Genomic DNA, 22629 nt, shown 5'->3' with positions numbered 1-22629 from the left:
TGGCGGCACGCCGTCAGTGCTGAACGTGCACGAGTCCCGCGCCCATGGATTGCGCTCCCGCTTCGTCCCCCACCACGGCAGTCGCCGCGAACAGCGCGCCACCGGCCGCGACCGCGACGGTGACCGCGACCCGCGTCAGCCGGCGGCGCAGCACGCGCGGCGGCTCGGGTGGCTCGGGCGCCTCGGCGACCTCGCTCTCCCGGATCGATTCGGCGGCGCGACGCGCGAACACGGCCGCACCCTCGGCGATCGTGCGCTCCGGATCCGGGGCGACGATCACCGGCCGCGCCAGCGCCGCGGCCAGGACCGCGGCGACTTCGGGCGGACGGGCGGCGCCGCCGACGACGAGCACACAGTCGACATCGGCCATCGTGACGCGGGCTCGGCCGAGGCATTCGTACACCACATCGAGCGACTCGCGGATGTGCGCGGTGCGCAAAGCCGTGATCGCGGCGTCGGAGTCGGCGGCCGAGGAAGCACCGGCGCGCCAGTTGTCCTGCGCGGCCATCTTCGCACCGAAGGCGCGGCCACCGAAGGCGGTGGAGCGCAACGGTTCCCCGAACACCGGCAGGTCCGGAGTACCGGGGCCGATGCGCACCAGGGTGACGGTCAGCCCCGATCCGCCGAGGTCGTAGACCAGCGCCAGGCCCGGCAGCAGCGGACCGTGCGCCACCGACAGCCACGCCGCGGCCGCCACCGGTTCGGCCACCAGGGCGGCATGGGACAGTCCGATCGAATCGAGGGCCTCGCGCAGTTCGAGCACCCGGTCCTCGCCGTAACTCACCGGATGTGTCACCGCGACAGCGGTTTCCGGATTGCGGCCCTCGGCGGTGGCCACCACGTGGGCGGACACGTCCGCGACCACGGTGCGCGCGACGGTCGCCACCAGATCGGCCGCGGACAGCGACCGATGACGTACGCGCGCGGTCCGGCCAGGCTCGGTCAGATCGGCGAAGTCGGTCACGGCGCGGCCGTGGCGCGGAATCCGGCCGACCCGCGCGGTGCCGCTGCTGTCGAAAGTGAGTGTCGTGCGCCAGGTTCCCGGCGCGGTGCGCTGCTGCGACAGCGCGGATTTCGGGCCCGAGGCCCGCTTGCGCCGGCCGGTCGCCGCACGCCCACCGGATTCGCCGGCCGCGCTGCGCCCGCGGCCACGCGCGTTCTTCCCGCTCTCAGCAGTATCGATGGCGCACACCGTGTTGACTGTGCCGATACTCACTCCGAGCCCAACCGTCATCACAATTCCCCTCGATCGACGAGCGTACGTTCGCTGACATGTCTCGATCCGGCATCAGGCAACCACTGTGCTGAGAACTTGCCAAGCACCGGACAATCGGTTGTCCGCTCAACCGCCGCACTCCGCGACGACGCCGCCGATACCGCAGATATACCCCTTCACCTGCGGTAACAAATCAGGCAATTCATACGCGCAGTGGACATTTCGCGACACCGACCGACCGGTACGGATTTGCCGGCAATCGTCCGAATATCCTCGGACACCGTATACCGGCGATCCGGCAACGGTGGCGCATCCGGCGAACACCCACTCCCCCAACGCCGCACGAGCGCCCGGCTCCGCCGGCAGGGAAGATCAGCCTGCCGGCAGGGAAGATCAGGCCGCCGGCAGTTCCGGGATGCGGGTGGCGCGGGCGAAGACGGTCTCACCCTCCGCCAACCGCAAAGCCTCCGCGTCACCGCGAGTGACCTGCGCGGTGAACAGGTCACCGGTGGCCGCATTGCGCAATTCGAGGCGAACCTCGAAACCCAGTCGGACGACGCGCTCGACGGTCGCGCGGGTGACCCCCGCCGACTCCGCGGTGCCCTCGTGTTCGGCCAGGGCCATACCGGGATCGCGGCCGATGCGAATGTCGTGCGGGCGCACCAGATGTCCGTTCAACTTGGCCACCGCACCGAGGAAGGACATGACGAATTCGTTGGCGGGACGGTCGTATACGTCTTCGGGCGTTCCGACCTGTTCGATGCGACCGGCATTCATCACCGCGATCCGGTCGGCGACGTCGAGCGCCTCCTCCTGATCGTGGGTGACCAGCACGGTGGTCACGTGCACTTCCTCGTGCAGGCGACGCAACCACGTGCGCAGGTCGTGACGCACCTTGGCGTCGAGGGCGCCGAAGGGCTCGTCGAGCAACAGCACCTGCGGGTCGACGGCCAGCGCCCGGGCCAGCGCCATGCGCTGCCGCTGCCCACCCGACAGTTGCGCCGGGTAACGATGCTGGAAACCGTCCAGGCCCACGATGCCGAGCAGTTCGTCGACGCGCTTGCGGATTTCGTTCTTCGGCCGTTTGCGGATCTTCAGCCCGAACGCCACGTTGTCGCGCACGGTCATATGTTTGAACGCCGCGTAGTGCTGGAAGACGAAGCCGATATCGCGCTTCTGCGGCGAGACCCGGGTGACGTCGCGGTCGGCGATGGTCACGATGCCCGAATCCAAGGATTCCAAGCCGGCGATCGAACGCAGCAGCGTCGATTTCCCGGAACCGGAGGGCCCCAGCAGCGCGGTCAGCTCACCGGAGGGGATGTCCAGGCTGACGTTGTCGAGGGCGGCGAACGAACCATAACGCTTGTTCGCGTCGGTGACGGTAATCATTTGGCAGTGCCCCGCTTGCGTTCGAGAAGGGTCATCAGGACGAGGGTGACGAGCGCCATGGCCATGAGCAGGGTCGCCGCGCAGTAGGCGCCGAAGGTGTTGTGGTCGTTGATATAACGACCGTGCACCAGCAGCGTCAGGGTCTGAGAAATGCCGGGCAGTCCGGACGACACCATGATCACGGCGCCGAATTCGCCGAGGGCGCGGGCGACGGTGAGCACGATGCCGTAGGTCAGGCCCCATCGGATGGCCGGCAGGGTGATACGCCAGAAGGTCTGCCACCGGCTGGCGCCCAGGGTCGCCGCGGCCTGCTCCTGATCGTCGCCGATCTCGTGCAGGACCGGGACGACCTCGCTGACCACGAAGGGCAGCGTGACGAAGAGCGTGGCGATCACCATGCCCGGCAGGCCGAAGATCACCCGGAAGCCGAAGCTGTCGAGGCCGCCGAACCAGCCCCCGACACCCCACAGCATGATCAGCGATACGCCGACCACCACCGGCGACACCGCGAACGGCAGGTCCACCACACCCTGAATCAGGGTGCGCCCCCGGAAGTTTCCGCGCACCAAGGCGATGGCGGTGATGACTCCGAAGACCACATTGAGCGGCACCACGATCACGACGATCAACAGCGACAGATTGAACGCCGAGATGGCGGCGGGTGTGGTGATGGAATCGAGGAACGCGCCGATCCCGTGCTCGAAGCTGCGCCAGAGAATGATCACCAGCGGGGCCACCAGCAACACGATCAGATACGCGAGCGCGATCACGCGCAGCGAAATCCGGGACGGGGCGGACAGTTTCATCGGCTCGCCTGTTCCTTGCGGGCGGTGCGTTCGGAGAAGATGCGCAGGATCAGCAGGGTGGCGAAGGAAATCGCCAGCAGCGCCACCGACACCGCCGCCGCGTTCACCGGACGGTCCACCTCGATCTGCTGCTGGATGTACTGCGACGCGACCTGAGTGCGGCGCGGAATGTTGCCGCCGATCAGGACCACCGACCCGTATTCGCCGATGGCGCGCGCGAAGGCGAGGCCACCGCCGGAGATGATGGCCGGCGCGAGCGACGGCAGCACCACGCGCCGGAAGATGGTCAGATTGTTCGCGCCCAGTGAGGCCGCGGCCTGCTCGACCTCTTTATCCGCTTCGATCAGCACCGGCTGCACCGAGCGCACGACGAACGGCAGCGTCACGAATGCCAGCGCCACCACGAGTCCCGGCTGGGTGGCGTTGAGGTGGATACCGACCGGGCTCTGCGGCCCGTACAGCGACAGCAGCACGATGCTCGCCACGATCGTCGGAAGCGCGAACGGCAGATCGATCAGGGCGTTGACGAAGCTCTTGCCCGGGAAATCGTCGCGCACCAGCACCCACGCCACCACGGTGCCCATGACGACGTTGATCACGGCGACGACCACCGATACGAGAACCGTCACCCGCAACGCGTCCAGTGCCGCGGGCGCGGTGACCGCATCCCAGAAGCCGGACCACCCGTCGTCGAAGGAATGGACCGTCAATGCGGCCAGCGGCAGCAAGACGATGATGCTCAGCCACAGCACCGTGATCGCCAGACCGAGCGAGCCGGCCGATCCGGTGAGGCGCGACCGCCAGGCCGGTCCGGCGGACCGCTGCCGGACGACGCCGGGACCGGTGGTGGTCCCGGCGTCGGTACTCCCGCCGGTGTCGGCCTTCGTACGGGTGTCAGTCACAGTTGCCCAGTATTCCGTGCGCTCCGAGCCACCGGCTTACTTGGTGGCTTTGTCGTAGAGCACCGCGACGCTGCCGGTGTCGGGGGTGAACAGATCCTTGTCGACCTGCTTCCACCCACCCAGATCGGCGATCGTCCACAGCTTCTGCGGCGCCGGGAAATCCTTGGTGTACTGCGCGGCGACCTGCGGATCGACCGGACGGAAACCGGCCTCCGCCCATGCCTTCTGGCCGGCCTGCGAGTACAGGAAGTCCTTGAACGCCACAGCGGTGGTGGGATTCTTGGCGTTCTTCGTCACCGCCACCGGGTTCTCGATCTTGAAGGTGGTCGGCGGGATGACGTGCTCGATCGGATCCCCGCTGCGTTCGGAGAAGATCGCCTCGTTCTCGTAGCTGAGCAGTACATCCCCGGTGCCCTGCAGGAAGGTCTCGGTCGCCTCCCGGCCCGACTTCGGCTGCACCTTGATGTGCTCCTTGGAGATCAGCTTGCCCAGGTAGTCCAGGCCCGCCTGCGGATTCTTGCCGCCGTCGCTCTCCGCGGCGTAGGGCGCCAGCAGGTTCCACTTGGCCGAGCCGGAGCTGAACGGATTCGGCGTCACCACCTCGACGCCGGGCTTCAGCAGATCGTTCCAGTCGTGGATGCCCTTCGGGTTGCCCTTGCGGACGGCGATCACGACGACCGAACCGAACGGCACCCCCTTGTCGGCGTCGGCATTCCAGGTCGAGTCGACCAGCCCGGCATCCACCAGCCGGGTGATGTCGGGTTCGACCGAGAAGCTGACGACGTCGGCCTGGGCTCCGTCCTTGACCTTGCGGGACTGGTCGCCGGAGGCGCCGTAGGACTGCTGGATCTGCGCGCCCTTGCCGGCCTCGGTCTTGTTGAATTCGCCGATCACCTTGTCGTAGCCCGGCTTGGCGACCGAGTAGGCGAACAGCGTCAACTGCCCGCCACCACTGTGGGCGTCGCCGCCGACGGTGTCGCTCGAGCCACCACTGCAGGCGGCGGTCAGTCCCACGGCCGCCAGCGCGGTGAGCGCGACGGCGATGCGTCCTCGGCGCACCGAGAACCAGGATCTGCTGGACGATCTGCGAGACATGGAACTGACCTTTCCTGCCGCCCGCCCCCGGCGCACACTGCTGCCGGGTCGGAAGTAACTGTGATTGAGCGGTAGATCTGCCCGGTGAATACCGGAGACAGGCGCGTGCGGCTGAGCCGCGAGAGGCGGAGACGCTGCGGAAAGATGTGCGCCGGTCCCGTGGAAAGGGCGCAGCGTGTCCGATCAGCTATCGACGACAGTGAATGTCCGCGACGACGAGACAGCCGACCGCGATCAACGCCAACTCATGGCGGACCTGCGGAACAACGCTCGATGACACGGGCAGACTCTAACAGAGCACCCAGAACCGCGCGAATCGGTCGAAGCGGAATCCGCCGAAGATCCCGATATTCGAGAAAACCGCCCATGACCGGCGGGAAGTATTCATATTTCGGATTCCCGACCGCCACCGCGCCGACACCGCAACGACCACCGGGGCCCGGGCGAACCGTGGTGAAGACCACAGTCGCCCGGACCCCGGTGCGTGCGTTCCGGCACCAGCCGATCGGTGGCCGGTCTACTCCTCGTCGGCGGACTCGGGCGGGCTTTCGTAGAGGTCGAGCACCCACTCCTCGACGGCGGTGTCCTCACCGTCCTCGTCGGGCTCGTCGGCGCGCAGCCGGTTCTGCAGCCGCACGCCCAGGCCGAGCATTTGCGCGGCGCGCACCATCTCGATCGCCTCGTCGGCGGTGGTGTAGTGGGTCGCGATCAGTCGGGGGCCGTCCTCGATCTCCAGAAGCTGCTCGAGGTCGACGAATTCCTCATCGGTTGGCATGGGCTGCACAGTACCTGCAACCTCCGACAGCGGGGGATTATCGCGTCAGCAACCAGGCGACGACGATCAGCACGAGCAGTGCGATCAGCGCCAACTGGACCCGTGAGCGTGGCATCAGATCGCTTCCTTCGGCATCGGACCCGGAACATGCATCGAGGCGCCGGCCAGCGCCGGTTCGGGCGGTGCGATGGTCGCCGCATCGGGCGCGATCTCGGCGGCCGCGTCGCCGGCGACGATGTCGGTCTCGGCGACGGCCGAGCGGTCGCGGCCGAGCAGCCGCAGCACGATCCGCAATCCACGATCGAGCAGGTAGGCGATCAGGAAACTGACCGGCACCGCCCCGACCAGAACCACGACGAACTGCGGGATGAACGGTAATCCGGCCACCCACAACTCGAAGCCGTCCCACCAGCCCGCGACATGATGCACAACCACCAGCCTAGTAGGTCACGGGTGCGCCGGCCGCAGGGCATGCCGACCGGCTGTCGCGAGGTGCCGACAGTCCCGGCGAACGGGACCGGAATCCACCATGATGGCTGTATGGCGTCCTACGACGAACCGATCACCGAACAACCCCTCATCGAGACGCTCGACGACATGTCGCCGCCGCGCGATGCCCTGGCCGATGTCTCCGACGCCGAGATCTCGGCGAACTACCTGCCCATTTCGGCGGGCGTCGTGCACAAGTCGTCGTATCCGCCGATCGACGACTACGCCTTCCTCTCCGATTGCGAGACCTGCTGCCTCATCGCGCGCAACGGTGCGGTCGAGTGGATGTGCCTGCCGCGGCCGGATTCACCCAGTGTGTTCGGCGCCATGCTGGACCGCAGCGCCGGCCACTTCCGGCTCGGCCCCTACGGCGTGAACGTGCCCGCGGCGCGGCGCTATCTGCCCGGGGGCATGATCGTGGAGACGACCTGGCAGACCGACACCGGCTGGATCATCGTCCGCGATGCGCTGGTCCTGGGCCCCTGGCACAACACCGACCGGCGCAGCCGGACCTACCGCCGCACCCCGGAGGACTGGGACGCCGAGCACATCCTGCTGCGCACGGTGAAATGCGTCAGCGGCGTGGTCGAACTGGAGATGAGCTGCGAACCGGCCTTCGACTATCACCGGGCGCCCGTGAATTGGGAATACACCGGCGAGGTCTACGAACGCGCCACCGCCACCGCGACCTGCGCCCACGACGAATTGCCCTGCGGCGAACTGGTTCTCACCACGGATATGCGGCTGGGGCTGGAGGGGCGCGAGGCCCGTGCCCGCACCCGCATGCGCGAGGGCGACGAATTGTTCGTGGCCCTGTCCTGGTCGCCGCTGCCGGCCCCGCGCACCTTCGCCGAAGCGGCGCAGAAGATGTGGCAGACCACCGAATGCTGGCGGCAGTGGATCACTCTGGGCAAGTTCCCGGATCATCCGTGGCGCGGCTATCTGCAGCGCAGCGCGCTCACGCTCAAGGGTCTGATCTACTCCCCGACCGGCGCCCTGATGGCGGCAGCCACCACCTCGCTGCCGGAAACGCCGGGCGGCGAACGCAACTGGGACTACCGCTACAGCTGGGTGCGCGACTCCACCTTCGCCCTGTGGGGCCTCTACACGCTGGGCCTCAACCGGGAGGCCGACGACTTCTTCGCCTTCCTGCACGATGTCGCGACCGCGAAAGACGGTGAGGCGCAACCGCTTCAGGTGATGTACGGCATCGGCGGGGAACGTGATCTGGACGAGTCCGAGATCCCGCACCTGCACGGTTACGACGGCGCCAAGCCGGTCCGCATCGGCAACGGCGCGTTCCAGCAACAGCAGCACGACATCTGGGGCACCATTCTGGATTCGGTTTATCTGCACGTGAAATCACGCCAGCAAGTCCCGGAAACGTTGTGGCCGATGTTGAAGCGGCAGGTCGAGGCGGCGATCGAGAACTGGCGCAAACCCGACCGCGGCATCTGGGAGGTGCGCGGCGAACCGCAGCATTTCACTTCGTCCAAGGTGATGTGCTGGGTCGCGCTGGACCGCGGCGCGAAACTCGCCGAATTGCACGGCGAGACCGACTACGCCGAGAAGTGGGCCGCGCTGGCCGAAGAGATCCGCGCCGATGTACTCGCCCACGGGGTGAACGACAAGGGCGTCTTCACCCAGACCTACGGTGGCGACAGCCTCGACGCCTCACTGCTGCTGGTCGTACTCCTGCGCTTCCTGCCGCCGACCGATCCGCGGGTGCGCGCCACGGTCCTGGCCATCGCCTCCGATCTGACCCAGCACGGTCTGGTGCTGCGCTACCGCACCGACACCACCGACGACGGATTGTCCGGTGCGGAGGGCACATTCACCATCTGCTCGTTCTGGCTGGTATCGGCGCTGGTGGAGATCGGCGAGGTGCGCCGGGCGCGGCATCTGCTGGAACGGCTGCTCGGATACGCCAGCCCGCTCAAGCTCTACGCCGAGGAGATCGACCCCTACACCGGACGGCATCTCGGTAACTTCCCGCAGGCGTTCACCCACCTGGCATTGATCAACGCGGTGATGCATGTGATCCGGGCCGAACACTCCACCGGGGCCGGTGAATTCCATCCGGCTCATCCCGCGGGCTGACGAAGCAGCGGGTGGTCCGGTATGCCCCGGACCACCCGCCACGAATGCGCACAGCACGAACGCTAAGGCACGTCGGCGTTTTCGCGGATCTCCCGCAACCGCACCATCGATCGCTCGATTTCGGTGAGACGCCGTTCACGACTCTCCGGCGAGTTGATCGCCGCCGCCTCCTCGGCCGCGCGCAGCGATTCGTCCACCGATCGCAGCGTCTGATCGGCCAGATCGGTGAAGTGGTCGCGCAACATGCGCTGCATGGCCCGCAGCCGATGCCGTGACTCCTTGCCGACCTGGAAGATCACATCGTCCATCAGGCGAGCCACCGCCACCTTGGCCTCGGACTGGCGGCGCTCACGGCGCAGCTTGCGGTCCTCCCACAGGGCGTTGATACCCAGCAGGGCGGCCGCCGCACCCGAATACCAGTTCACCAGCGGCATTTTCAGCAAACTGGTGAGCAACCCGACCATGAGCAGGCCACCGTAGGAGCCGCGCATCACGTTCAGCAGCGACGAGGTGAAACCCACCTTCGCGGTATCCAGCGGCTCCAGCGACGACACCGGTTCGAGGACGTCGCCCGGATCCTCGAGCCGCAGATCGGGCAGCGGCACATCGCGCGAGTCGGCGGGGAACTTCGCGGTGACCTGCTCGGCCAGTTCCACCGCCCGATAGTGGGCGACGACGAAGTTCTCCTCGACCGCCTCGCAGATCCGGGAATCCAGATCGGCGCCGAATTCGTCCCAGCTGCGAGCCGGATCGCGCTTGGCGATCTCCGATTCGGCGTGGCGGACCAGTACGCGCAGCCGGTGCCGCAGATCGTGTTCGATATCGGCCATCAGTTCCGAACAGCCGTCGGCGAGGGTGACCTGCCAGTTGGCGCTGCGGTGGCGCAGATCGTCGGCCTCGGCGCGCGCGGTGCGCAGTTGATCGGTGATCGCGGTGTAGCGCTGCGGATCGCGCAGGGTTTCGGCCTCACTGCGCAGGGCCAGCCCCAGATGATCGGTGATGGTGCGGATGTCGCGCAGCGCCGCTTCCCGGGCGACCGCGTCGGCGCGGGCGAGGACGTATCCGCGCAGATGGTCGATCAGTTGCGGCACACCGGATTCGATATCGCGGCGGTGATCGTCACCGGCACGCAGATGCAGATCGGCGGAGATCGGGGCCACCGCGAAACCCAGGCCGGCGGCGTCGAGCAGCTCGCGATTGCGCTGCTGCACCCGGCTCCAATGGCTGTAGCGATCGATCTTGTTCAGCACACAGACGACCGTCGGGCACACCTGCCGGATGCGCTGCAGCAGGGCGATCTGCTCGGGGGTGTATTCCGCGGCCGCGTCGCTGACGTAGAGCACGGCGTCGGCGGCGGCGATCAGCGACCAGGTAGTCGGCGCGTCGGCGGGTGCGCCGGGCGCGTCCATCACCACGAACCCCTCGGCCAGCAGCGGGCTCGGGTCGGTGAATTCGGCTCGGATCACGCCGGCCGCGCTCAGCGCCGGACCGGGGTTCAGCGGGTCGACGGGCTGGCGTTCGGTGCGACCGCCGGGCAGCGAGCGCACCAGCGTGGCGGTCGCCTCCGGACCGTATTCGGCGATCACCGGAACGCTGACCGGACTGCCGGTCGCGCTCACCGCGCTGCCGACCAGACCGTTGACCAGCGTGCTCATCCCGTTCTTGGGTTCGCCGACGACCACCAGCCGCACGCGCGGATCGGCCACCCGAGCCCGCGACATCCCCAGTCGTGCGGTGAGATCGGCCCGGCCCGCGGCGCGGGTCAGGTCGAGCAATTCGTCGAGCTGCGCGAGCAGCGGGGCCATCTCGTCGGGGTGTTTGGCACCCGGCGACTCCACCGCCGTCACAGCGGAAGCACGTGGAAATCGACGACAGGGTGGTCCACCGGATGGTGCATCTCGGCAAAGGTGGTTTCGTGCAGACCGCCGGACAGTCCGGCGGCGGACACACTCGTCAGGCCGTGGCCGGGATCGGTCCACAGCGAGGTGTCGTACGAATCGTTCACAGCCGCAACAGGTTTCACCGGAACGTGCGCATTCGGCACGGGATCGATGGTGGTCGGCGGTTTGATCACGGTCGGCGGCTCCACGGGTGCGGTGTGCTGCGCGGTCGGCACGGTCGGTTCGTGTGTCGGGACGGTCTGGTCGTGGCTCGGCGGCGTCGCATGCTGGGTCGGTACCTGCTGGGTAGGAACCTGCTGCGTCGGTACGGAATCCGGATCGTGGGTCGGCACCTGGGAACCGCGTGACGGCACGGTCGGATCGTCGGCGTTGCCGGTGGCGGAGGTGTCCGCCCCCGAGGAGGTGCCCGGTGTATGCGTCGCGGTATGGCCCGGCGTCGACGCGTCCGCGCCGGCGGAGGTCGACGGCCCGGAGTCGCTGTCGGTATCCGACGGCGTCGTACCGGGAGTGCGGGTGGGATGGCCGGAATCGGTGTCGCGAGGCACCGTCACGGTCGGCGTGGGCCGGTCGACGGAATCGTGATCGGTCGAGGTACCCGGACGGGTGGTGGTGTGCTCGCCGCCGGGCGTGGTCCCCGGCGCGTGCGAGGTGCTCGGCGCGGTCGGCGTCTTCGTCGCATCGGCGTCGTGGGTCGTGGTGGTGCCGTGCGATGTGGTGGTCGGCGCGTGGGTGGTGGTCCGCCCGGCGCCCGATTCCGACGGATCGTCGGCACCGCCCGGCAGTCCGGTGTCCGTACCGGCATGGCGGGGCCGATCGTCGAACAGCGCCGGAACGGCCACCGCGGGCGCGGTCAGCGGGGACGGTCCCGCATGCGTGGTGATCACGTTCGCGATCGGGTGGGTAGCGGCCTCGGGCTGAATCGTGGTCTGCAGTGGCGTCGCCGAGACCGGTTGGACGAGCGCGGGCGCCGGCGCGGGGGCGACCGGCGCCGGCGCGGCCACGACCGGTGCGGTCGAAACCGGTTGCGGCGCCGCGACATTCGTCACCGGCGCGGACGCTTGAGCGGTAGCGAACGGCGTCGAGCCGGGGGCGGCCGAGGTGGCGATCGGCCCGGATTGTGGCGCGAGCGCCGACGAGCCCGGCACCGCGGCGCCGGGTCCGTTCACCGCCGCGCCCGCAGGACCGTTCGCGGCCCCGGCATGCGTCGCCGCGGCCGTGGCCGCACCGGGGGGCGCCACCGCCGCACCCGGGGCCACACCGTCGGCCGCACTACCGGACGCGTGGGCGCTCGAGGTCGGGCCACCGAATTGGCCGGCCCAGCCGGAGGCGTCCGATGCGCTTGCGCCGGCGGGGATCTGGTGGGTGCCGCTGCCGAGCCACTGCCCGTAGTCGTCGAGCTGGTGCCCGACGTCGCCGACGGCGAAATCGACCTTGGTCTCGGTCGTCACCCAGATTCCGTCGAATCCGACGTGCGCGTCGATCTTCATCTCGGTGCCGAGGAAGATGCCGGGATTACCGCCGTCACCGATGCCGTCGAAGGCACCGGGATGCGGATCCGACAGACCGTCGTGCGGATCCGACAGACCGCCGAACCCGCCGGGGCCGAACCCGTTCATCCCGGGCAGATGGAGTCCGTTGGTGCCGGGCAGGCCCAGTCCGTGCCCGGGCAGCGGTGCGGTCGGGTAGGGATCGGCGCCGGCCGTGTCGGCATCGGCCTGCCGCTGATCCACCGCGTCCTCGGCACCGGGCAGCCCGAAGGCCCCCGACGCGTGGGACTGACCCGGCAAACCGAAGCCTCCCGAGGTCTCCGATTCCGGCGCACCGGGCAGGCCGAAACCGGCCGGGGCACTGGCATGGTGCGTCCCGGGAATCGCAAAGCCTTGTCCCCCACCGAATCCCGGATTACTGAAACCACCGTGGCCCGAATGCGGATTGCCCGGGTGCGAGGGAGAACCGGGAATCGAGAAGGGCGGCGCGGTCGACCCGCCGTCGGGCGAGCCGGGCAGGCCGCCGATACCGGGCGCGGGCTGACCACCGTCGGCGAAGGGCAATTGCAGCCCCGGATAGGCATCCGTGCCGTGCTGTTCCGGCAGCGCCAGTCCCGGCGCGGGTGCGGCCGGGGCGTGCGACGCGGAGTTCCCGAGGGTCGGCGGAACGGAGTCCGGTGACGGATCCGGATAGGTCACCACCGGACTCGGCACATCGGGATGCGGATCGGCGGTGGACCAGCCGGTGATGTGGCTGTTGTGCGATTCGTTCTCCGGTGCGGGCGACCCGTTGGAGGCGATCAGCGCGCCGCCGGTGACGTACGCACCGGCCCGAGCCACCCGCGCGACACCGGTCGCGACGCGATATGCGGCATCGTTCGCATGATCGCCCGCGTCCGCATCATCGTCGAAGGGCAGCTCACGCGTCATACAAACTCCGCTCTCAGCGTTCGGCTGGCTAAACCGAACGGGGTGTTACCGAATTTGGGTCTTTTTACACCTTATTTCCGGAAAACTTGCCTGTCACATCCTTCAGGTTTCTTTCAGGCGGACAGATGACAGGCCACAGCGGTACTTTCTGAGCTTGCCACCGGCGGTCGTGACCGGAAAGCCCCAAGATCAACCGGCAGTCGACTCGGTCAACGGTCCAACTGATCTCACGGAACCTTGGAGACTACCTCTTCGGCTTGTCCGATGACGAATCGGTCGAGAGCGCGGCGACGAAGGCCTCCTGCGGAACGTCGACCCGGCCGATGGTCTTCATCCGCTTCTTGCCCTCCTTCTGCTTCTCGAGCAGCTTGCGCTTACGCGAAATGTCGCCGCCGTAGCACTTGGCCAGCACGTCCTTACGGATCGCGCGAATGTTCTCGCGGGCGATGACCTTCGAGCCGATGGCCGCCTGGATCGGCACCTCGAACTGCTGCCGCGGAATGAGCTCGCGCAGTTTGGTGGTCATCTTGTGGCCGTAGGCCTGGGCGGCGTCCTTGTGCACGATGGCCGAGAAGGCGTCCACGGCCTCGCCCTGCAACAGGATGTCGACCTTGACCAGCGCGGCCTCCTGCTCGCCCGCCTCCTCGTAGTCCAGCGAGGCGTAACCGCGCGTGCGCGACTTCAGCGAATCGAAGAAGTCGAAGATGATCTCCGCCATCGGCAGGGTGTACCGCATCTCCACGCGCGTCTCGGACAGATAGTCCATGCCGAGCAGTTCACCGCGGCGCGACTGGCACAGCTCCATGATGGTGCCGACGAACTCGCTCGGCGCGATGATCGTGCACTTGGTCACCGGTTCGAAGATCTGGCGCACCTTGCCCTCGGGCCAGAACGACGGGTTGGTGACAACCTGTTCGGTGCCGTCCTCCATGATCACGCGATAGATCACGTTGGGCGCGGTGGAGATGAGATCCAGGTTGAATTCGCGCTGCAGCCGCTCCCGGGTGATCTCCATATGCAGCAGTCCGAGGAAGCCGCAGCGGAAACCGAAGCCGAGCGCGACCGAGGTCTCCGGCACGTAGGTGAGCGCGGCATCGTTGAGCTGCAGTTTGTCCAGCGCGTCACGCAGGTCCGGATAGTCCGAACCGTCGACCGGGTAGAGACCGGAGTAGACCATCGGACGCGGCTCGCGATAGCCGGTCAGCGCCTCGGTGGCGCCGTCGCGCGCGGTGGTGACGGTGTCACCGACCTTCGACTGCCGGACGTCCTTCACACCGGTGATGAGATAGCCCACCTCACCGACGCCGAGGCCCTGGGTGGGCTTGGGCTCGGGCGAGACGATGCCGATCTCCAGCAGTTCGTGGGTGGCGCCGGTGGACATCATCTTGATCTTCTGGCGCGGGGTGAGCTTGCCGTCCACCACACGCACGTAGGTGACGACACCGCGGTAGGTGTCGTAGACCGAGTCGAAGATCAGCGCGCGGGCCGGGGCATCGGCCTCGCCGACCGGCGGCGGGACCGTCTCGATCACCTTGTTGAGCAGTTCGGGAACGCCGACGCCGGTCTTGCCCGATACGCGCAGCACGTCCTCCGGTTCGCAGCCGACGATATGGGCCAGCTCGGCGGCGTAGCGGTCCGGATCGGCCGCGGGCAGGTCGATCTTGTTCAGCACCGGGATGACCTCGAGATCCTTGTCCAGTGCCAGATACAGGTTGGCCAGCGTCTGCGCCTCGATGCCCTGGGCCGCGTCGACCAGCAGGATCGCACCCTCACACGCCTCGAGTGCCCGCGAGACCTCGTAGGTGAAGTCGACGTGGCCGGGGGTGTCGATCAAGTGCAGGACGTAGTCGGTGCCATCGACGTTCCAGGGCAGCCGCACATTCTGGGCCTTGATGGTGATCCCGCGCTCGCGCTCGATATCCATCCGGTCCAGATACTGCGCACGCATCTGCCGTTCCTCGACCACCCCGGTCAACTGCAGCATGCGGTCGGCCAGCGTGGACTTGCCGTGGTCGATATGCGCGATGATGCAGAAGTTCCGGATCCGCGAGGGATCGGTGAACGTCGTGTCGGCAAACGTGCTGATGGGACACTCCTACCCGTGAACAAGTCGATAAGTCGCCATGCGGCAGTCTACGTGCGCATACCGCGTGGTCGTGCACGCACCGGCGGGCCGGCATCGGCGGCAACGGCGCAGTTCCCGGGGCCGGCGACCCGGATGTGAGCGGCGGCACACTCGATTCCCCGCCCGGCACAGGCGAATCCGGCAGGGATGAGCCGAGCGCGGTTCGCCGTTAAGCTCTGCCGATATGGCCAGCACATGGAGCTCTCTGGGCAAGCAGTTGGGGACCATTGCCAAGGAGCAGGGGCCCCGGATCGTCAAGAAGCAGGCGCCGAAACTCGTCGACCGGATGCAACGTTCCTCGATGTGGGACCGCGCTCTCGGCGGCCGCCGCAAGGACACGGTCGCGGTGCGGCCGGCGGCCTCGACTCCGGTGCCCACCCGGGAACGTGCCCGCCAGATCGTCTACTGCCCCCAACTCGACGGCCGCGCCGATCCGGGCGAGATCGTGTGGACCTGGGTGCCGTACGAGGAGGATCCGGCCAACGGCAAGGACCGCCCCGTGCTGGTCGTGGGCCGGGAGCGCAAGACTCTGCTGGGGCTGATGCTCTCCTCGAATCCGGCGCGCGGCGCCGAGCACAATTGGATCGGAATCGGTTCGGGCCCTTGGGATTACGAGGGGCGCGACAGCTGGGTCCGGCTGGACCGGGTGCTCGACGTGCCCGAAGCGGGCATCCGGCGTGAGGGGGCGATTCTCCCGCGGAAAACCTTCGATCACGTCGCGCATCGGCTGTGTGCGGAATACAACTGGGGTTGAGCAGGCCGGCCGAACCAGTGAATCCGGCCGCACGTGGCGCGACCGGATTCACCATCGGCGTCGCCGGATCAGTCGGCGAGATGCCGGGTGCGGCCGAACAGGGCGCTGTAGACCAGCGCGCCCAACAAGCCGCCGAGCAGCGGGAAGACTACGAAGACCCAGACCTGTGGCAGTGCCCCGTTCTGATACGGAGCGACCGCGAGACTGCGTGCCGGATTCGCCGAGGCGTTGTCGATCGGGATAGCGATCAGGTTGATCACCGCGAGAGTGATACCGATACCGAGCCCGGCCATCCCGACATGCGAGATCCGGTCGGTCGACGCCAAGACCACGAAAACCAGCAGCGCGGTCAGGATTACCTCGACGGTGACGGCCGCGGCCAAGCCGTAACCGTCCTGCGTGAGCGTTGCCATGGGGCCACGCACATGCACAGCCGATGGGCTGTGCGCACCCCAGCCGTTTGCGGCCAGACCGTCGGAGGCGCGGTTGTAGGACGGCAGATTCCTGGCGATGCCGAAGATCACCGCACCGGCGATGAACCCGCCGACCAGTTGCGCGACCCAGTAGTAGACGGCGGTGAGCCAGCTGATCCTGCCCATCGCCAGCTGACCGATGGTCACCGCCGGATTGACGTGCGCTCCTGAGATCGGGCCGATCGCGTAGACCAGCAACGAGAGGCTGAAACCGAAGGCGAGCGCGATTCCGAGCACCCCCACCCGGCTTCCGGCGAAGACGGCCGTACCCACGCCGCCGAAGACCAGTACGAATGTGCCGATCACCTCGGCCACCAATTTTCGAGCCAACGGCACTTCACGCTGCTCGACTACATTTTCGAGCACTTCCTGAGCAGTCGGAGACATCTGCCACCTCCCTTTTCGAGCGTGTGCTTCGAGTCGGTACCACGTGGAGATTCAGGAAACTCGCTGAACGACCCGTACGGCCGTCCAAGTCGGACGCTACGGGACCGGATAACGGTGCACAATGACGGCGATTCGCATATCGGGAGCAGACCGCGGATACTCGGACCGGATTGTGCGATGACCGGGCGCAGGCACGGCGATTTCGCTTCGCACCGCCTCAACTGGTAACCTCGATCGTCGGCGCGGCGCTACCCGTTTCGGTGTAGTGCGCCCAGAGACTTTTCACGAACATCTAGAGCACATCAACTGACGAGAAGGAATCAGAGGAACAGGCGTGGCCAACATCAAGTCCCAGATGAAGCGGATCCGCACCAACGAGGCGGCGCGGGTGCGCAACCAGTCGGTGAAGTCCGCGCTGCGCACCTCGATCCGCAAGTTCCGCGAGGCCGCCGCGGCGGGCGAGAAGGACAAGGCGCTCGAGCTGATGCGTTCGGCGAGCCGCAGCCTGGACAAGGCCGCCTCGAAGGGCGTCATCCACGCCAACCAGGCCGCCAACAAGAAGTCGGCCCTCTCGCTGGCCTTCAACAAGCTGGGCTGATTTCCCGGGTTCCGGCCGCGGCCGGAACCGACGCGGCTGATTTTGCCGCACAACAGCATTCGCAACGCCGCCGTGGCAGAGGATCTGCATCGCAGATGACCACGGCGGCTTTTGTCGTTGATTCGCGTCCGCTAGCGTGGTGCGGGTGTGGGGTGGGGAAATTCGCAGAAGCACGGGCCTTTTCCTCGTGGTGGCGGCGGTGTCGAGCACGCTGCTGACCGGGTGTGATCAATCGACGCCGACCGCACGATCCGCCGCCGCGACGCGGTCGGCATCGGCCGCGCCGGGCACCGAGGCCGCCGGGATGCCCCGGGCCGCCACCGCCGGCGCGATCGATCACCTCGACTCGGCGAGCAATCCGGACTGGATGGGCGCATTGCCCGACAGCACCTCGCTCGGCGAGATGTCCGTTCCCGGCACCCACGACACCCTGTCGATCCACGGCGGTAAGGCCGGACCGGCCGTGGTCACCCAGGAGAAGTTCGATACCGGTTGCACCGAGCCGACCTGCGCCTCGCAACGAACCCTGAGCACCCAGCTCGAGGCCGGCATCCGGGCGCTCGATATCCGGGTCCGGCGCGACGAGGCCGGCAACCTCGGCGTACAGCACGGTAGCTTCTATCAGCAGGCCGGTCTCGACGACGTGCTGCGGGCGGGCGAACAATTCCTGAATCGGCATCCGCGCGAAACGCTCCTGATGCGGGTGAAGGCCGAATGCACGAACGAGGACAAGACGTTTCAGTGCGAGGACGCGGGTGGGCGACCGCCCGACCCACCGCTGCTGGATCGGTACCTGAACGCGCAGCCACGGGTGTGGCGACCGGCGGCGACCGGACCGGTCGCGCTTCCCCGGCTGGGTGAGGTGCGCGGCGCCATCGTCGTGATCCGGGCCGACGGAATCGATGACCGTGGTCTGCCGATCGACGCACAGGATCTGTGGGACAAACCCACGCGCGAGGACAAATGGGCGGCCGTCGCCGCCCACCTCGCGCAGGCCCCGGCCATCGGCGACCACGCCCTGTCGATGGACTTCCTGTCGGCCTCCGGGGTGCCCGACCCGGCGAAATTTCCCCACCGCTACGCCGAATACGAGAATCAGCGCGCACTCGACTATCTCCGCTCCCGTCCCGGCACGGCGACCGGCGTCGTGATGACCGACTTCCCGGGGCCCGCACTGGTCGGCGAGATCATCGCGCACAACCACCGCTAGATCCGGACACATTGCACGAGCGCAGCGGCCGCGGCTCAGTGCGAGGCGGCGTGCAGATCCAGGATCGCGGCCAAGGCGTGTTCGAGCGCGTAATCCGTATCGGCCGCACCGCCTTTGACGTCGGCATTGAGGGCGGCCACCACGTGCAGGGCGTTGCCGATGGTGGCGGCGGTCCAGCCGCGCGCCTGGGTCTGTGCCTTCTTCACCTTCCAGGGCGGCATGCCGAGTTGCGAGGCCAGCGCGAACGGATCGCCACGTCCGGCGGATCCGACCCTCGCGATGGTGTGTACGGAATCGGCGAGCGCGTCGGCGAGCAGAACGGCGGGAACGCCACGGTCGGTCGCCCAGCGCAATGCCTCCATGGCCGCGGGGCGGTCACCGGCGACGGCAAGATCGGCGACCTCGAAGCCGGTGACCTCGGCACGACCGGAGTAGTACCGGCGCACCGCGTCGACATCCACCTTGCCGCCGGTATCGGCGGCCAGCTGGGAACAGGCCGCGGCCAGCTCTCGCAGATCCGATCCGATCGCCTCCACCACGGCCTGCACCACGTCACTCGAAACTCGCACGCCGGCGGTGCGAAATTCGTTGCGCACGAATTCGTTTCGCTCGTTCGCCTTACCGATCTTGGCGCAGTTGTGCACGTCGGCGCCCTGTTTCTGCAAAGCCGGCGCCAGCGCCTTGGCCCGGCCGCCGCCGGAATGCAGAACCACGAGCACAACTCCCTCGGGCAGATCACCGGCGGCCGCGGTGACCAGCGCCACCGCGTCCTTACCGGCCTCCGCGGCGGCCTCGAGCACGATCACCCGATCCTCGGCGAACAGCGAGGGGCTCAGCAGTTCGGCCAGTTCGGCGGCACTCGCATCCCCCGCCCGCAGCCGATCCACCGGCATCGCGCTTGGATCGTTGGTCGCGGCCCGCGCCTGCGCCACGATCGAGGCGACCGCCCGTTCGATGAGCAGTTCCTCCTCACCGAGTACCAGATGTAAGGCAGCCAGGTGATCGGTCACGGCACGATCCTACGGGTGGCCGGTGACAGGTTCACCGACCCGTCGCCGGGTCCGGGTGGCGGCGCCGGGCCCGCATGTGTGCGAGTGCGGCGCGAGCCGAGCCGGGCGAGCACGGCGACACCACAGCCGATGAGCGCTCCGGCCAGTGCCGCGCCCGTCGCGCCCGCGGGCATCGGCAGCGAAATCCCCAGCGCCGCACCGCGTTCGGCGACGAAGAGCAACCACCACAGCGGCGGCTCGGCCAGGTTCAGCACCACGATCGCCGCCGGTTGCCAGCAGCAGGACAGGGCGGCCGCGCCGACACCGAGCAGCGTGATCGGCGCGACGACGGGTTCGACCAGCACATTCGCCACGATCGCCACACCGCTGACATGGCCGGTGAGCGCGGTGATGATCGGCGTGGTGACCGCGAAGGCCGCCGCCGCGACACCGAACGCCTCGGCCACCAGCGGGGGCCAGCCGCGATGTTCGAGCCACTGCGACCAGATCGGCGCCAGCAGGATCAGGCCCGCGGTCGCCAGCACCGACAGGGCGAAGCCGAGGTCGACCGCCAGCTGGGGCGAGAACGCGATCAACACGATCACCGCGGCGCACAGCGCGGGGAGCGCCTGTTTCCGGCGTCCCGTCACCATTGCCAGCACCGCGATCGCGCCCATCACCGCCGCCCGCAATACCGACGGCGACGGGCGCGCCAGAATGACGAATCCGATGAGGGCCAGGCCGGCGAGTACCGCGCCCCAGCGCGGGTCGAGTGTCAGAGCGCGGGTCGCGAGCAGCACGGCGGCCAGGACGATCGACACATTGGTTCCGGACACGGCGACCAGATGGGTGAGATCGACCGCCCGGAAGTCCTCTCGCACGTGATCCGGCAGCCGGGAGATGTCGCCGTCGATCAGCCCCGGCAGCACTCCGGCCGCATCCGGTGGCAGTGCACGCCGGGCCGCCTCGGACAGATTCTCCCGCACCGTCGCGGCCGCCGACTGCCACCACGGGCGCGGGCCGACGCGGCTCGGCGGGCCCTGGGCCCGCAGTACGGCGACCGTCAGATCCCGCCGCCACGGGCGATTGAGCCGTGCCCGGAACGTGACGTGCTGCCCCGGCACCAGATCCGACCAGATCCGCTCCGGCATGATCACCGTCACCGCCGCATCGCCGTGCACCGATGTTGCGCCGTAACGGAATTCGCGCACCGTCGCGCGCATCGACCATTGCCGTCCACCGAAGGAACGGGCCGGGAGGGGTTTCGGATCCCCCGCCACCATCTCGGCCGTCACCACACTGCCCGCCGCCAGCCGCCCAAGGGGGTGCGCACTCACCCGATACGCGTCACACGACGCCGCCACCCCGAACCCGGCGGACACCAGCAACGCGGCCAGCACCACCCACCACACCGCTCGATGCGGCACCCGAAAACGGCTACGTGCCAGAAGGATTCCGAGTCCGGCCGCCGAGATTGCGAGCCCGGCGCACACCCACACACCGGCTCGCCACCCCAGCGATATGCCCGCAATGGTCACGCCCCAGCACCCCAGCGCCGCGGGAAGCAGCCGCGCGTCCACTGCAGCGCCACCGGGACCGGCCATCCCCCGTTCCGCACCGTCGCGGGCGGAGTCCGAGGCCCGCTCGGGCCGGACTCGACCGCCGCTCGATCCACCGCGGTTCACAGGGTGACCTGATCGCGGAGACGGTTGAGCTTGGCGGGACCGATGCCGGTGACTTCGGCGAGCTGGTCGATGCTGGTGAAGCGGCCGTGCTGAATGCGCCAGCCGATGATGGCGGCGGCGGTGGTGGGGCCCACCCCGGTGAGAGAGTCGAGATCCTGTTCCGTCGCCGTGTTGAGGTTGACCTTGTGTCCCGGTGGCGCGACGGCGCCCGATGTCGAGGCCGGATGCGGTCCACCCGGAACGACCATGCTGCCGAGGCGCGGGCCGCTCGCGGGAGCGGGCGCGCCGACGACGATCTGGTCTCCGTCGGCGAGCCGCTGGGCGAGATTCAGCCCCGCGAGGTCCGCACCGTCTCGCGCGACGGCCACCGCGACAGCGTCGGCGACCCGTGTTCCCGGTGCGAGGTGCAACAGTCCCGGATGTTCGACCAGACCGATGACGCTGACCACCAGATCGCCGCCGGGAGCCGACGACGGCGTCGCCCGGCCGGGCGGATCGGACCGCACGGCCAGTCCGGGGCCGTCCACCGGTGCGGGGGCCATCGAGGTTTCGGCGGCGTCGGTGCGCACTGCCGGTAGCGGCGCCACGGGCGCTGCCACCGGATCGTCTCGATGCGCGGCGGCCGCCGCCACGATGACCGCCGCCACGCCGGCACCGGCCAGCACCCACACTCCTTTGCGCCCGGGATCCACGCGAACTCCCCGGAATCGCTCCGGAACCAGCCGCTGCCAGATCGTCACCGATCCCACCGGTTCGCTGAGCCACTGCGGAATTCGCGGACTCTCCGGCGCCTCGGAAAAGGTCACCGCCGCGCCGGTCGCCGCGGGACCTTCCTCCCCGTCCCGGCCGTCACCGTCGCGTCGGTCGAGGGCTCCCGCACTACCAGGAGGCGGCGCGGGATCGTCGCGACTCTGCCGGATACGGCTCGGCGAATACGGCCGCCTCGGCCAAGTCCCGCCGTGTACGCCGGTCCGCCCACCGGCGGCGTCCTCGTCCCGGCCGGCGTCCACACCCGGTCGCGTTGCGACCATGGTTCGGCCGCCGTCGGAGCCGCTCACCGGTTCGGCGGGCGGACCCGGTTCACTACCGCGCGAGCCGAGATCCCGGCTCCCAGAGGGACCGCCCGAGGGATCACGGCGCTGTTCGGGCGAGTCCGCGGGTGATCGGGCGAGGTCCCACAGCCCGTCGTGGGTCGGGTCATCCGGACCGGGGGCCAGGGTGCCGAGCGTTGCCGGCCTGGGTGATACGTCGTGCAGTCGCTGCCGCAGTAGGGTCCGATCCTCGTGTCGCGCCATGACGGTGACCGTATGTGCGCGGC

At 68.4% G+C, this 22629-nt stretch carries 19 protein-coding genes; 4 read left to right on the top strand and 15 right to left on the bottom strand.

Going from position 1 to position 22629, the window contains the following annotated elements:
- Positions 1-13: 13 nt before the first annotated feature.
- From A5780_RS31030 to A5780_RS31000, 8 genes are all read right to left on the bottom strand, one after another.
- A complete protein-coding gene (locus A5780_RS31030) occupies positions 14-1234 on the bottom strand; it encodes an Hsp70 family protein (RefSeq protein ID WP_146102278.1) in 1221 nt (406 codons plus the stop codon).
- Positions 1235-1609: 375 nt separating this feature from the next.
- Positions 1610-2605 (bottom strand): sulfate/molybdate ABC transporter ATP-binding protein, encoded by a 996-nt coding sequence (locus A5780_RS31025; RefSeq protein WP_030512833.1) that lies wholly within the window; start codon positions 2603-2605, stop codon positions 1610-1612.
- Positions 2602-3411 (bottom strand): sulfate ABC transporter permease subunit CysW, encoded by an 810-nt coding sequence (gene cysW / locus A5780_RS31020; RefSeq protein ID WP_063019400.1) that lies wholly within the window; start codon positions 3409-3411, stop codon positions 2602-2604. Before cysW ends, A5780_RS31025 begins: the two co-directional genes overlap by 4 nt.
- Positions 3408-4175 (bottom strand): sulfate ABC transporter permease subunit CysT, encoded by a 768-nt coding sequence (gene cysT / locus A5780_RS31015; protein WP_036522837.1) that lies wholly within the window; start codon positions 4173-4175, stop codon positions 3408-3410. The genes cysW and cysT overlap by 4 nt, the downstream gene beginning before the upstream one ends.
- Positions 4176-4349: 174 nt before the next feature.
- Complete coding sequence (locus tag A5780_RS31010) at positions 4350-5408, bottom strand: sulfate ABC transporter substrate-binding protein (protein WP_064910714.1); 1059 nt, start codon at positions 5406-5408, stop codon at positions 4350-4352.
- 187 nt (positions 5409-5595) lie between these two features.
- Positions 5596-5688 (bottom strand): Ms4533A family Cys-rich leader peptide, encoded by a 93-nt coding sequence (locus A5780_RS43285; protein ID WP_310400397.1) that lies wholly within the window; start codon positions 5686-5688, stop codon positions 5596-5598.
- A 237-nt stretch (positions 5689-5925) separates the two neighbouring features.
- Complete coding sequence (locus A5780_RS31005; protein ID WP_051755080.1) at positions 5926-6183, bottom strand: hypothetical protein; 258 nt, start codon at positions 6181-6183, stop codon at positions 5926-5928.
- A gap of 114 nt (positions 6184-6297) precedes the next feature.
- Complete coding sequence (locus A5780_RS31000; RefSeq protein WP_104364523.1) at positions 6298-6612, bottom strand: hypothetical protein; 315 nt, start codon at positions 6610-6612, stop codon at positions 6298-6300.
- Positions 6613-6723: 111 nt separating this feature from the next.
- On the opposite strand from A5780_RS31000, the gene A5780_RS30995 reads away from it, so the two are divergent.
- Positions 6724-8772, top strand: a complete 2049-nt coding sequence (locus tag A5780_RS30995) for a glycoside hydrolase family 15 protein (protein WP_063019396.1) — start codon at positions 6724-6726, stop codon at positions 8770-8772.
- A gap of 62 nt (positions 8773-8834) precedes the next feature.
- Here the strand turns inward: A5780_RS30995 and A5780_RS30990 are convergent, their stop codons facing one another.
- The 3 genes from A5780_RS30990 to lepA all read right to left on the bottom strand — a co-directional run bounded on the left by A5780_RS30990 (position 8835) and on the right by lepA (position 15176).
- Positions 8835-10619 carry a hypothetical protein gene (locus tag A5780_RS30990; protein ID WP_227462943.1) on the bottom strand — a complete coding sequence of 595 codons (1785 nt, stop codon included), beginning with the start codon at positions 10617-10619 and terminating at the stop codon, positions 8835-8837.
- Positions 10616-13090, bottom strand: a complete 2475-nt coding sequence (locus A5780_RS30985) for a hypothetical protein (protein ID WP_064910712.1) — start codon at positions 13088-13090, stop codon at positions 10616-10618. The genes A5780_RS30990 and A5780_RS30985 overlap by 4 nt, the downstream gene beginning before the upstream one ends.
- A gap of 244 nt (positions 13091-13334) precedes the next feature.
- Positions 13335-15176, bottom strand: coding sequence for a translation elongation factor 4 (lepA, locus tag A5780_RS30980; RefSeq protein WP_082857134.1), 1842 nt, complete (start codon positions 15174-15176; stop codon positions 13335-13337).
- Between the two features lie 223 nt (positions 15177-15399).
- Between lepA and A5780_RS30975 the strand changes: the two genes are divergently transcribed.
- A complete protein-coding gene (locus A5780_RS30975) occupies positions 15400-15969 on the top strand; it encodes a type II toxin-antitoxin system PemK/MazF family toxin (protein ID WP_030512824.1) in 570 nt (189 codons plus the stop codon).
- Between the two features lie 68 nt (positions 15970-16037).
- Here the strand turns inward: A5780_RS30975 and A5780_RS30970 are convergent, their stop codons facing one another.
- Positions 16038-16829 carry an aquaporin gene (locus A5780_RS30970; RefSeq protein ID WP_030512823.1) on the bottom strand — a complete coding sequence of 264 codons (792 nt, stop codon included), beginning with the start codon at positions 16827-16829 and terminating at the stop codon, positions 16038-16040.
- A gap of 334 nt (positions 16830-17163) precedes the next feature.
- On the opposite strand from A5780_RS30970, the gene rpsT reads away from it, so the two are divergent.
- Both rpsT and A5780_RS30960 read left to right on the top strand, forming a co-directional pair.
- Complete coding sequence (gene rpsT, locus A5780_RS30965) at positions 17164-17427, top strand: 30S ribosomal protein S20 (protein ID WP_039777096.1); 264 nt, start codon at positions 17164-17166, stop codon at positions 17425-17427.
- 199 nt (positions 17428-17626) lie between these two features.
- Positions 17627-18637, top strand: coding sequence for a phosphatidylinositol-specific phospholipase C domain-containing protein (locus A5780_RS30960; protein ID WP_146102280.1), 1011 nt, complete (start codon positions 17627-17629; stop codon positions 18635-18637).
- A gap of 35 nt (positions 18638-18672) precedes the next feature.
- Here A5780_RS30960 and holA read toward each other — a convergent pair whose 3' ends face one another.
- From holA to A5780_RS43280, 3 genes are all read right to left on the bottom strand, one after another.
- Positions 18673-19647: a DNA polymerase III subunit delta gene (gene holA, locus A5780_RS30955; RefSeq protein WP_063015521.1), complete on the bottom strand. Its 975-nt coding sequence runs from the start codon at positions 19645-19647 to the stop codon at positions 18673-18675.
- Positions 19644-21230, bottom strand: coding sequence for a ComEC/Rec2 family competence protein (locus tag A5780_RS30950; RefSeq protein ID WP_082976823.1), 1587 nt, complete (start codon positions 21228-21230; stop codon positions 19644-19646). Before A5780_RS30950 ends, holA begins: the two co-directional genes overlap by 4 nt.
- Before the next feature lie 77 nt (positions 21231-21307).
- On the bottom strand, positions 21308-22117 hold the full coding sequence (locus tag A5780_RS43280) for a ComEA family DNA-binding protein (protein WP_369829563.1): 810 nt from the start codon (positions 22115-22117) through the stop codon (positions 21308-21310).
- Positions 22118-22629: the final 512 nt, after the last annotated feature.

It is taken from the genome of Nocardia sp. 852002-20019_SCH5090214, assembly GCF_001665865.1.
In the GTDB taxonomy this organism is placed as follows: Bacteria; Actinomycetota; Actinomycetes; order Mycobacteriales; family Mycobacteriaceae; genus Nocardia; species Nocardia nova.
The sequence above is the reverse complement of the archived record's forward strand: the minus strand, read 5'-3'. Positions and strand labels throughout refer to the sequence as shown.

Bases quoted from the DNA above. Each gene is read 5' to 3' on its own strand.
- A5780_RS31030 (WP_146102278.1), bottom strand. From the start codon at position 1,234: ATGACGGTTGGGCTCGGAGTGAGTATCGGCACAGTCAACACGGTGTGC.
- A5780_RS31025 (WP_030512833.1), bottom strand. From the start codon at position 2,605: ATGATTACCGTCACCGACGCGAACAAGCGTTATGGTTCGTTCGCCGCC.
- cysW (WP_063019400.1), bottom strand. From the start codon at position 3,411: ATGAAACTGTCCGCCCCGTCCCGGATTTCGCTGCGCGTGATCGCGCTC.
- A5780_RS31010 (WP_064910714.1), bottom strand. From the start codon at position 5,408: ATGTCTCGCAGATCGTCCAGCAGATCCTGGTTCTCGGTGCGCCGAGGA.
- A5780_RS31005 (WP_051755080.1), bottom strand. From the start codon at position 6,183: ATGCCAACCGATGAGGAATTCGTCGACCTCGAGCAGCTTCTGGAGATC.
- A5780_RS30995 (WP_063019396.1), top strand. From the start codon at position 6,724: ATGGCGTCCTACGACGAACCGATCACCGAACAACCCCTCATCGAGACG.
- A5780_RS30985 (WP_064910712.1), bottom strand. From the start codon at position 13,090: ATGACGCGTGAGCTGCCCTTCGACGATGATGCGGACGCGGGCGATCAT.
- A5780_RS30975 (WP_030512824.1), top strand. From the start codon at position 15,400: ATGGCCAGCACATGGAGCTCTCTGGGCAAGCAGTTGGGGACCATTGCC.
- A5780_RS30970 (WP_030512823.1), bottom strand. From the start codon at position 16,829: ATGTCTCCGACTGCTCAGGAAGTGCTCGAAAATGTAGTCGAGCAGCGT.
- A5780_RS30950 (WP_082976823.1), bottom strand. From the start codon at position 21,230: ATGGCCGGTCCCGGTGGCGCTGCAGTGGACGCGCGGCTGCTTCCCGCG.